Source organism: Streptomyces sp. NPDC045955, assembly GCF_056430805.1.
The window spans coordinates 80,961-91,956 of record NZ_JBWKKY010000024.1; the positions used below are offsets into that span (position 1 = coordinate 80,961).

7 protein-coding genes, 2 pseudogenes and 1 riboswitch are annotated in these 10,996 nt (G+C 73.5%); of the genes and pseudogenes, 7 read left to right on the forward strand and 2 right to left on the reverse strand.

Going from position 1 to position 10,996, the window contains the following annotated elements; genetic code table 11:
* Positions 1–21: 21 nt before the first annotated feature.
* Entirely contained in the window at positions 22–552 is a 531-nt protein-coding gene (locus AC07F0_RS34355; protein ID WP_478983833.1) for a hypothetical protein, read from the forward strand.
* The gene (locus AC07F0_RS34360; protein ID WP_478983834.1) at positions 549–4,889 is read left to right on the forward strand and encodes a hypothetical protein; all 4,341 of its coding nucleotides are present in this window, start codon (positions 549–551) and stop codon (positions 4,887–4,889) included. Before AC07F0_RS34355 ends, AC07F0_RS34360 begins: the two co-directional genes overlap by 4 nt.
* 13 nt (positions 4,890–4,902) lie before the next feature.
* Here AC07F0_RS34360 and AC07F0_RS34365 read toward each other — a convergent pair whose 3' ends face one another.
* Both AC07F0_RS34365 and AC07F0_RS34370 read right to left on the reverse strand, forming a co-directional pair.
* Positions 4,903–6,543: an APC family permease gene (locus AC07F0_RS34365; RefSeq protein ID WP_478983835.1), complete on the reverse strand. Its 1,641-nt coding sequence runs from the start codon at positions 6,541–6,543 to the stop codon at positions 4,903–4,905.
* 133 nt (positions 6,544–6,676) lie between these two features.
* Entirely contained in the window at positions 6,677–7,105 is a 429-nt protein-coding gene (locus AC07F0_RS34370; protein ID WP_478983836.1) for a CoA-binding protein, read from the reverse strand.
* 96 nt (positions 7,106–7,201) lie between these two features.
* A riboswitch (cobalamin riboswitch) is annotated at positions 7,202–7,362 on the forward strand.
* A gap of 35 nt (positions 7,363–7,397) precedes the next feature.
* Here AC07F0_RS34370 and AC07F0_RS34375 point away from each other — a divergent pair.
* From AC07F0_RS34375 to AC07F0_RS34395, 5 genes and pseudogenes are all read left to right on the forward strand, one after another.
* Positions 7,398–8,101, forward strand: a pseudogene (locus AC07F0_RS34375) (ABC transporter ATP-binding protein); the annotation flags it as partial.
* 292 nt (positions 8,102–8,393) lie between these two features.
* Positions 8,394–9,329 (forward strand): hypothetical protein, encoded by a 936-nt coding sequence (locus AC07F0_RS34380; protein WP_478983837.1) that lies wholly within the window; start codon positions 8,394–8,396, stop codon positions 9,327–9,329.
* Positions 9,326–9,868: a SixA phosphatase family protein gene (locus AC07F0_RS34385; RefSeq protein WP_478983838.1), complete on the forward strand. Its 543-nt coding sequence runs from the start codon at positions 9,326–9,328 to the stop codon at positions 9,866–9,868. The genes AC07F0_RS34380 and AC07F0_RS34385 overlap by 4 nt, the downstream gene beginning before the upstream one ends.
* A gap of 48 nt (positions 9,869–9,916) precedes the next feature.
* A complete protein-coding gene (locus AC07F0_RS34390; RefSeq protein ID WP_478983839.1) occupies positions 9,917–10,543 on the forward strand; it encodes a YigZ family protein in 627 nt (208 codons plus the stop codon).
* Between the two features lie 93 nt (positions 10,544–10,636).
* A pseudogene (locus AC07F0_RS34395) lies at positions 10,637–10,750 on the forward strand (DsbA family oxidoreductase); the annotation flags it as partial.
* Positions 10,751–10,996 lie beyond the last annotated feature (246 nt).

The window sequence follows — 10,996 nt, forward strand, 5'->3', positions numbered from 1 at the left end:
CAGCGAGGATCGGTTGCCGCCATGACGGATCTGCTCCCCCTGGCGGCACTGTCCGCCGCGGCCCTCACCGAGGGCGTCAGATTCCTCTACGACCAGGCGGGCGAGCTGCTCAGAGCCCGCCGTGAACGACGCGCGGAGCAGTCCGCCGCGGACACCCCCGCCGTCGTCGCCGAACCGGCCGTCCTGCCCGCGGCCGACCCCACCGCTGTGGAGCGGTTCTCCGGGGAACTGCGTGCGCTGCGCGCCGATCTGCACGAAGTCGCCTCCGGAGTCGACGAGATCGACCCGACGGACGAGGCGCTGGTCCGGCGCGTCGACGCCCTGCGCCGGGTCCTCGAGGCCGTGTACGGCATCGCCGTGACGTTCGACGGGGAGACGGGATCGCAGGACGTGCCGCGCACCCACGGACGGATCGACGTCGACGCCGTCGCCGGCTACGTCGCGGCCGTCCGGGCCGATCGGCCCGCCGGCTGGATCAAGGGCGACGTCCGGGCCGGGCGGGTCGAGGCGGGCGGCGAGGCGGTCGGCGTCGACCTCCGCGACCAGCGGTGACGGCCCCGGCCACGGGAACCGGCGGCAGCGGTCCCGTGCTGCACTTCAAGGACCTGATCACGGACCGCGCCACGGCGTTCGTACCGCGCCCCTGGCTGGCCGGCGACATCGAGCGGTGCCTGTCGGACGCCACCACACGCATCGTGCTCGTCACGGGTGAACCGGGGGCGGGCAAGACCAGCCTGCTCGCCGGCCTGGCCCGCGCTCATCCCGAGTGGCAGCACTACTTCATCCGCAAGGACAGCCGGACCGCGCTGGTCGGCAGCGACCTCCAGTCGTTCCTGCTCACCATCGGTCACCAACTGGCCCGCGCCCGGCCGGAGTTGTTCGAGCCCCAGCGGCTGGAGGTCACCGTCGACCAGCGCATCGGCACGGTGGAGACGGGAGCCAGGGCGGTCGGCATCCGCATCGACGACCTGCGTGCATCCCCGTTCCACCGGACCGCGTCCCTGCGCGTCCGGCAGGACGTCCTCCGGGTGTCGGGCAGCGCTCTGGGCGTCGAGATCGGGACCGCCACCGTGGAGCCGCGACTGCTCGAACCGGCGGTCCTCGCCCACCTCGCGCTGATCGGTCCCGCGCAGGTGCTGCTGTCCGACGCGCCGGACGAGCGGATCGTGCTCCTCGTCGACGCCCTCGACGAAGGCGCCCACGAGCCCGGTGCGACCCTGCTGGACTGGCTCGCCACGGGCCCGCAACTCCCGGCGAACGTACGGGTCGTCGTCACCTCGCGCCCGCACGCCGCGCTGGACAGGCTCCGCTCCGCCCGCGGCGCGAGTCTCGCCGAGATCACCATCGACCCGTCCTCGCCGCAGGTGCGGGACGATCTGCTCACCTACGCCGACCGGGAACTGGCCCCGGAGACTGTCGCCGAGGCGCTGCGCGCGAACGGACGCGACCCGGTGGAGTTCGCCCGCGCACTCGTCCGGCGGGCGAGCGGCAACTTCCTGTACGTGGCGATGTATCTGCGGGCCCTGCGCCAGGCGATCGACCAGGACGACGCACCGCTCACCACCCGCCTGACCAACGCCGACGCCGTTCCGGACGGCCTCCACGGCCTCTACGCGTTCTTCGTCGAGACCGCGCGCACGGACCTCGAACGCCTCGGCATGCTCGACGTCAGCGACCCCCTGACCCCCACCGATCTGGTCACTCCCGCCTGGGAGGGAGCCGCCCAGCCCCTCCTCGGCGTCCTGACCGTCGCGCGCGAGCCACTGACCCCCGAGCAACTGCGTACGCTGGCCGGGATCCGGGTCTGGCCGCGTGCCGTTCTCTCGGTGCTGGGCCGGATCCGCTGGCTGTTGTCCGTCCGGGACGGCCGGTACGCCTTCTACCACCCGTCGGTCGCCCAGTTCCTGACGGACCCCCAGGTCGCCCGCGAGCATCCCGGCTGGGGCGTCGCCGAACAGGAGTGGCACGAGCGCATCGTGCGCCACTACCGCGCCGGGGCCCCGTCCTGGGCGGAGGTCGACTGGCCGGCGGTGGACCGGTACGGTCTGGCCCACCTCGCCCACCACCTCGTACAGTGCCGGCCCGCCATCGCCGCCGAGGCGCCGGACCTGGTGTGCCCGGGGCTGCGCCTGGCCGGCCGGGCCGCGTTCGGCTCCGACCGGTACTTCGCCAGGGTCGTCGAGACGGCCGCCGACCACCTGCTCGACGGCGCTCCCACACCGTCGGACACCCCGACGGTGCTCTTCCTGGCCACCGTACGGCGCCAGTTGCGGCGGGCGACCTCCATGGCGGCCCCCGCCGTGTACGGCCTGCTGGCCCGGCTCGGCCGGGTCGACGAGGCCATGACGCGGCTCAGCGCGCTGGCGCCGTCCGGCCAGCAGGTGGCCGCCCTGCTCGAGGTGCACCGGCACACCGCGCATCCGGTGCGCCGGGCGACCGTGCGCGAACTGCTGGGCGAGGCCGCGTCCGTGGCGCCGCTCGACTCCCACGGCCTGGCGCGGCGTTTCGTGGAGGAGGCGGCACGCAGGCTCGCTCCCCACGACCTGCGGCTGGCCCTTCATCTCTGGGAGCGGGCCCAGCACGAGGCCTGGAAACCGGCTCCTCCGGACGACGTGCTGCGGGCCGCGGCCGACGAGGCCGACCACGGCGACGCCATCGAACTCGTGGCGGGGATGAGCTCCGGGCGGTGTGGCGCCTACCTCGACCTCGCGGACCGGGCCCACGGCGGTGACCGGGACGAGTTGCTGGCGTGGACCGGGCGCGCCCTGCGCCACGCCGCTCCCGCGGAACGGCTGACGTCCCTCGTACGCCTCGCCGGCACCCTGCGGGCGACGCGACCCGAGCACGCCGACCGCCTCGCCGAGCAGGCGCTGCGCGAACTGGCCGAAGCCTGGCCCGGGGAGGACGGCGCGCTCGCCCAGGCGGTGGCCGAGGCGGCCGAACATGCCGCAGGACCGTACCCGGCGCTGTCGCGAGAGCTGCTGCGCCGTCTGGACACCGTGGAGGTGACGGGCCTCGTCGACGACGCCTTCTTACAGGCCGCACGCGTCTGGGCGGCCCTCGGCGACGTCCGCGCCGCGCGCCGGCTGATCGACCGGGTTCTGCGCTTCAGCAACGGCGTCTGGTACGCGAAGAAGGCCGCCAAGGTACTCGCCGCCTTCGACGGCGAGGCGGCGACGGCGGTGATCGACGCCGCCTGCGCCCGGGTTCCCCCCGAGCCGTCGTCGCGGGACATGCTCAGCCGGCTGCATCACGACGGGGACCTGGAGACGCTCGCCGAGGCCCTGGCCGACCGCGCCCCGGAGCGGGCCGTGGCCTACGCCCGCGCGATCGCCACCACCGAGTGGCAGCCGCTCTCCAAGGACCGCTATTCGGCCCTCGCGCTCGTCGCCCACCGGCGCGCCGACGCAGGCGACCTCGCCATGGCCCGCGCGATCCTGGACGAGGCGCTGCTCGCCGCCGAGGAGGTACCGCCCGTGGCCGACCCGCCGCTGTGGGGCTTCTACCACCTGCCGGGGGAAGAGGGGGGCGCGGCCCGGGGGAACGCCGTCAGCGACCCCATGGCCGAGATCCCCATCGTGATGAACCACACCAACGACTGGCAGCGGCTCGTCGAACAGCGCTTCTACAGCGACCCGTCGGACGTCCTGCGCGCCATGACGCCCAGCACCTGGTCGGTCGGCCACCCGTACTCCTGGGCCCGTACGATCCGCTGCTTCGCCGAGGCCCTCGCCGTACGGGACCTGGACCGCGCCCGCACGCTCGTGCACGCCCTGACCGATCCCGGCGAGCGGGTCGTCGGACTCGCCGGGCTCTTCGGGACCGCCGCCGCCGGAGCGGACCGGGCGGCGGCCGACCGGCTGTGGGCCGAGTTCGGACAGGCGTACGCCGCGATACCCCGGTACGAGTGGAACCTGCCGCAGCAGCAGGACGGGCCACTGGCCTATGTGCGCCCCGACCACCGCAGCAGATTCGAGGCCGCGGTGCGGCTCCTGCCGTGGGAGGCCGACCCGGCCATGGCCTTCCTCGGCGCCGACGGCACTCCGTACCTGCTGTCCATGTTCCACTTCGCCTTCGGTGCCGACGCCTCCCGCCGCTACGCGTTCGACGTGATGAACGGCCGGCAGCCCTACCCGCCGTTCGCCCACACGCACCGGTCACTGCTCCGGATGCCCCTGGACGTCCACGGGCCGCTGCTCACCGGTGTGATGCTCGCCCCGGCCATCGTCAACGAGCGCCTCGCGACCGCGTCCGGCGCGCCCCCGGCCGTCGAGTCCCCGCCGGTCCTGGAGGACGACCTGTACGCGGCCTACGTGGACGTGGCTCTCCTCGGCCCGAAGGCCGGCGCCGCACGGGTGCGACCGCTGCTGGACTCGCCGAGGCTTCCGGCCGTGGCGGCGCTGGTGGCCCGCACGGCCGAGATCCATGGTGCGGGCGATCCGGCCGTGGCCGCGCTGTGCGCCGACGTCGTGGCCGCGGCGGAGCGGGCCGAACCCGCCCAGCACGTGGTGACGTTGCTGCAACTGGCCCGGTCCCCGGCCACGGCCGGCCTGGTCGACGCGGAGGACCTGCTGGAGCGGACGCTCGCCCTCTCCGGCAGTCCCTGGGAACGCGTGGAGCGTGATGAGGTGCTGCGCGAGCTGTTCGCCATCCTGCTGGGCAGGTCTCCCGGGACGGCGCTGCGGCTGCTGTACGACCGGACCGCGGATGCCTGGGCCATGGTGACGGCGATGCTGGAGAACGCCGTCATCCCGCTGCTCGACGTCCTGGGACCGGAGGCTCCGCTGCTGCTCCACCGGGCCCTGCGGCGTGCCGTGGCCTGCGTATCGGCGCGGGGCCGTACGGACGTGCCGTCGATCGACGGTGTCCGTACGGCCCTCGGCGACTGACCGGGTCGGGCCGTCAGTGGACGGCCACCTCGGTGACGGCCACCTCCTCGATGCTCCGCTCGATCTCCTCCGGCCGGGACGCCGACGCCCGGGCCCAGTAGTAGATCGCCAGGGAGAACACCGTGATGAGCGCGATGTCCCACCACAGTCCGATGTGTCCCTGGCCGCCGAAGCCGCCCTGCCAGGAGATGACGCCCATGCCCAGCAGATAGACGGGCAGCCACTGGGCGGCCCTCCAGTCGAGCCGGGGTGCGTCGGGCAGGCCCTTGCGGGTGGCGTACCAGGCGTATCCGCCGAGCAGGACGTAGCCGAGGACGATGGCCACACCCAGCCGCCACAGCGTGTCCCAGGTCGACCAGTAGATGATGAGGTTGGCCACCACGAACGACAGCGGGGAGACGACGTTCCCGCCGGGCAGCCGGTAGGGCCGGGCGCGGTGCGGCAGCCGGTCGGCGAAGACGCCGTACGCCAGCGGGGCACCCGCGTACATCAGCACGCTCGCCGAGGTGATGAAGCCGACCAGCTGCTGCCAGCTCGGGAACGGCAGGAAGCAGACCACGCCGGTCACGAACGAGACGATCAGCCCGAACCACGGCACGCCGCGCGCGTCGGTGCGCGTGAAGATCTTCGGCGCGTAGCCGTTGCGGGCCAGACCGTAGGAGACGCGGGAGGTGGCGGTGGTGTAGATCAGGCCGGTGCCGCCGGGGGAGACGACCGCGTCCAGATACAGCACCACGCTCAGCCAGCCGAGCCCCAGCAGGGTGGCCAGCCCCGCCCAAGGGCCGCTGAGACCGGGGTAGTCGAGCTTGGTCCAGCCGTGCGCGAAGGTGGCCAGCGGCAGGGCGGCGATGAAGACGATCTGCAGCAGGACGTAGATCGCGGCTCCGATGGCGACCGAGCCGAGCGTCGCACGGGGCAGGTCACGGGCCGGGTCGCGGCTCTCGCCCGCCAGCTGGATCGCCTGCTCGAAGCCCAGCAGGGCGAAGATGATGCCGCTGGAACTGACGGCGCTCAGCACGCCATGGGCGCCGAACGGGGCGAAGCCGTGCTCGGTGAAGTTGCCCGGGTGGAAGTTGCCCGCCGCGATGATGAAGATCGCGGCCAGCGGCACGGCCACTTTCCACCAGGTGGCGGCGCTGTTGGTGTGCGCCAGGAGCCGCACACCGAGGAAGTTGATCACGACGAACACGGCCATGAGGAGCACGGCGACGACGAACCCGCTCGTCGTCAGCGTCCCGTCCTTGGCGTGCTGGAAGCCCTGCGCCCAGTGCCAGTGCCCGGCATAGCCGATCATGGCCTCGACCTCGATCGGTGCCACGGTCGCCGCCTGGAGCCAGGAGAACCAGCCGAAGGACATGCCGGCCAGTCCGCCGAACGCGTAGTGCGGATACCGCGCCGTGCCGCCCGCGACCGGGAACATGCCGCCGAGTTCCGCGTGCACCAGGGCCAGCAGCACGATCGCGACCGTGCCGATCAGCCACGACAGAACGGCCGCGGGGCCGGCCGCCACGACCGCCTTCTCGGCTCCGTACAACCACCCGGAGCCGATGATGGAACCGACCGACGCCCACATGAGCCCGATCAGTCCGACGTCCCGGCGCAATCCGCCGGGACCCCCTTTTACCCCCGCTGCTGCCTGGTCGACGCTCACCATGAATCAGGGGCCTCTCATAGAAGAACTCGGTGAGTTCTGCGAGCAAGAGGCCTCAGGTTAGGAATCGGTCAGCCGACGGCAGAAGGCGCGTTGTACAGCCTTGACCGGGCGCGGGCGTTTCCTGGAAAGCGCTTCAGGAATTCTGTACGCGGCGAAGAGGAAGTCGTGGGATCTCGATCGCCGGGCAGCGGTCCATCACCATCTCCAGGCCCGCGGCGCGGGTCCGGTCGTACGCCGCCTCGTCGATGACGCCGAGCTGGAACCAGACGCCCTCGGCGCCCTTGGCGACCGCCTCGTCCGCCACCGCTCCGGCGAGATCGCTGTTCACGAACACGTCCACGACGTCCACGTCGAAAGGGATGTCCGCGAGACTGGCGTACCCCTGCTCGCCGTGCACCGTCTCCGCCTTCGGATGCACGGGCACGACGCGCTTGCCGAAACGCTGGAGCACGGCGGCGACGCCGTACGCCGCCCGCTGCCGGTTCGACGACAGGCCCACCACGGCCCAGGTGTCGCCGAGCTCCGTGAGGATCCTGCGGACCGTTGCCTCGTCGCCGTACACCGGCGGCCTCCTGGAGAGTCGCGGAAGAACTGTTGTCCGCACAACGCCGTACGGCGCGCGGTGATTCCCCCGCGCCCTCCGTGATAGCTTGCCGAGGCCAGTCGAACCCATGTACGTGGGTCAGGGAATCCGGTGCGAATCCGCAACTGACGCGCAGCGGTGAGGGGGACGGGCGGGGCCTCGGCCACTGGACGTCGCGTGTGACGTCCGGGAAGGCGCTCCGCACCGGACGAACCCGAGTCCGAAGACCTGCTGGCGGCCCCCGCGGCCGTACGCGGCGGGGGAGCACGTGCTCGCGCCCGAGGCCGGTTCCACCGTCGGCGTCCTCGGCCCGAACGGCTCCGGCAAGTCCACGCTGCTGAGGCTGCTGGCGGGGTTGCTCACGCCGACCGCCGGAGTCGTCACCCTCGACGGCACGCCGTTGGGCGACCTGCCCCGCCGCACCGTCGCCCGCCGCCTCGCCGTCGTCGAGCAGCAGGCCGACACGCAGGTCGAGCTGACGGTGGTGGACGTCGTACGGCTGGGCCGCGTGCCGCACCGCCGTGCCTGGACGCCCGGCTCGGCGGACGACGAACGGGCCGTGCGCGAGGCCCTGGAGCGCGCCGGCCTCGCCGACCGCGCCGACCAGCCCTGGCACAGCCTCTCGGGCGGCGAACGCCAGCGGGTGCAGATCGCCCGCGCGCTCGCCCAGGAACCCCGCGAACTCCTCCTGGACGAGCCGACGAACCACCTCGACATCCACCCCAGCTCGATCTGCTCGCCCTGGTCACCGGGCTGCCGGTCACCACTGTCGTCGCCCTGCACGACCTCAACCTCGCGGCGATGTACTGCGACGAGGTCGTCGTGCTGAGCGCGGGGCGGGTCGTGGCGGGTGGTGCTCCGGGTGAGGTCCTGACGGAGGAACTCATCGCCGAGGTGTACGGCGTGCGCTCTGCCGTCACGCGTGACGGCCCCGAGCAGCGGCCGCATGTGCGGTTTCTGGGGACGCTGGGCTGAGGGGGCCGGGCGGCGGGCGGGGTGGGTGGGCGATTCACGCCGTGGTGGTCCGGCCCGAGGGGTGCATCGTCGGCCGGGCGGTTTCCGGTGTGGTGGTGTCCCGGCCCGACGGTGTGTCGTCGGCGGGTGGTTCCCGCAAGGCGGTCTCACGACCGGCGCGCCGGTCGTGAGGCGATTCCCGCCTCGGCGAACTGGTCCGTCCGGCACGCCATTGGTGGGGTGTTCCCGCCACGGTGGCCGAAAAAACCGCACTTGCCTGCGTGTGCCCGCCCACCCGGCCTACGCTCGCCTCGTGCTGCGCATCATCGACGCCCGGACCGGCGAGCCGGTCGACGCCGCCCCGGCCCGCCGGGGCCTGACCCGTGTCGAGGTGCATGCGCCCGGCTCCGGCCTGACCGATCTGCGGGTGCTGCTCGTGGCGGACCTGCTCGTGCGGGCGCTGGAGCTCGGCGGCACACCGGTCTGGGCCCTGCTGACCGGCGGGCGCCGCCAGGCCGAGCTGCGTGCGGACGCAACGGCCCTCGGTATCCGCCCCTTCGAGGACAGCCCCGACGTCAGCGCCGGACTCGGCGAGGCCCAGGTCGTCCATGTCACGGCCGAGGGTGGGGCGACGCCTGACGGGGTGCGGATCGCTGTGGCGCCCGTCGAGACGAGCGGACCGGCCACGTCGGTCGGTGCGTCGGCGGGATCGCGCCTGCCGGTCGGCGAATCGGCGAAGCCCGGCCCGCCCAGCGGCCGGCCGACCGCGCCGGAACCGTCGGCCGGTGAGTCGGCGATGTCGAACCCGCCGGCCGCCCGGCCGGTCGAGCCGGGCCTGCCGGCCGGTGAGCCGGTGACGTCGGACCCGTCGCGCGGCCAGTCGGTGGGATCCGGCCCGCTGGGCGGTGTCGATCCCGCCGTCCTGCGTCTCGCCCTGTTCACCCGGCACCACAACGCCCCCGTCCGGCTGGAGGCGGACGTCCTCGGTGAGGCCGAGGCCGCCCTCGCCCGTTGGCGCGGTGCGGTCGCCCGCTGGGCCCGGCGGCCCTCCCGGCCCGTGCCCGACGACGTGCGCGGGCGGTTGCGCGACGCCTGGGACGACGATCTGGACGTGCCCCGGGTGCTGGACGTGCTGCGGGACGTCGAGAACGAGCGGGACCTTCCGGACGGCGCCCGGTTCGAGACGTACGCCTATGCCGACCGGCTTCTCGGCCTCGAACTCACCCGCGACCTGGGGGCCGCTTCATGAGGGAGCGCTCCGGCGCCGGCCCGCTACGCCGCCTGGTCGTGCTGCGGCACGCCAAGTCCGCCTGGCCCCTGGACGTCGCCGACCACGAGCGCCCGCTGGCCCCGCGCGGCCGCCGTGACGCCCCCGCGGCCGGGCGGGCCCTTGCCGAGGCCGACTGCCTGCCCGACCTCGCGCTGTGCTCCACCGCCGTACGCGCCCGCCGGACCTGGGAACTGGCCGCCGCCGAGTGGGGCACGCCCCCGCCGGTGCGGTTCGACCGGCGCCTGTACGCCGCGAGTCCCGCCGGCCTGCTGGCCGTTGTGCACGAGGTGTCCGCCGAGGTGGAGACGCTGCTGCTGATCGGGCACAACCCGGGCCTGGAGGAACTCGTCCTGGCGCTCGCCGGTGACGGCCTCGACGACACGCTGGAGCGGGTCCGCACCAAGTTCCCGACGTCGGCCATCGCCGTCCTGTCCTGGTACGGCACGTCCTGGCGGGCCCTCACCCCGGGCACCGCGCTGCTCTTTTCCCTGACCGTGCCCCGGGGCGAGAAGAAGTAGCCCCGGGCCGGTCCGGCCCGTCCCCGGAACCGTGCATAGGGTGGCCGGATGCAGGACGAATACCGCACGGTCGCCCGCGCCGGCGTGCACGAGACCGAGGTCAACCGCTCCCGCTTCCTGTGCGCCCTCGCCCCGGCGGCCACCGAGCAGGAGGCGCAGGACTTCATCGCCGCGGTCCGCAAGGAGCACGCCGACGCGTCCCACAACTGCTGGGCCTACGTCATCGGCGCCGACGCCTCCGTCCAGAAGGCGAGCGACGACGGCGAACCCGGCGGCACCGCCGGCGTCCCCATGCTCCAGATGCTGTTGCGCCGCGACATGCGGTACGTCGTCGCCGTCGTCACGCGCTACTTCGGCGGGGTCAAGCTCGGCGCGGGCGGACTCATCCGGGCGTACGGCGGGGCGGTCGGCGAGGCCCTGGACACCCTCGGCACGCGCACCCGCCGCCGGTTCCGGCTGGCCACGGTCACCGTCGGCCACCAGCGGGCCGGCAAACTGGAGAACGACCTGCGGACCACCGGGCGTGAGGTGCGGGACGTCCGCTACGGGGAGGCGGTCACGATCGAGATCGCCCTCCCGGACGCCGAGGTGGAGGCCTTCCGGGCGTGGCTCGCCGACGCGACCGCCGGAACGGCCGGCTTCGAACCGGGCGGGGAGGCGTACGGCGACGCCTGACGCGCGGTCGGCCTCGCGCAAGGCACCCGGGAACCGGACCGGCGGGTGCCGGACCGGCTCCCGTGAACAGTGGCTACCGGCCGGTGTCGGTGACCGCACCGCGACGAGGTCGAGGTGGTGCACCGCTCCTTCGAGCTGGACCCGGGCCGCGCCAAGGACGACATCCAGCCCGTGATCACAATGCTCACCAGGAAGTACGGCGGGTCCGGACGCTTCCGTGCCGCGCAGATCCGTGCCGCGCGCGCCGCCCGCGACGGTCACCAGGCCGTCCAGCCGGCCCAGCCGGGCGGCCGAGTCCCGTACGAACGCCGTGACCTTTTCCACGGCATACGTGCGGACATTTCCCCTGAATCGACGCCCGATGAGTGGCCCATCCCGAGGTTCGTGAGGGACCAGGGGCTCGCACGGGTTAGCGTGGTGGGTGCTGACAGCGAGCCGTGCCGGCTCGTGCGG

What these genes read in the sequence shown, in the direction of transcription:
- AC07F0_RS34385 (WP_478983838.1), top strand. Translation starts at nt 9,326, where the DNA reads ATGAGGGAGCGCTCCGGCGCCGGCCCGCTACGCCGCCTGGTCGTGCTG.
- AC07F0_RS34365 (WP_478983835.1), bottom strand. Translation starts at nt 6,543, where the DNA reads ATGGTGAGCGTCGACCAGGCAGCAGCGGGGGTAAAAGGGGGTCCCGGC.
- AC07F0_RS34390 (WP_478983839.1), top strand. Translation starts at nt 9,917, where the DNA reads ATGCAGGACGAATACCGCACGGTCGCCCGCGCCGGCGTGCACGAGACC.
- AC07F0_RS34355 (WP_478983833.1), top strand. Translation starts at nt 22, where the DNA reads ATGACGGATCTGCTCCCCCTGGCGGCACTGTCCGCCGCGGCCCTCACC.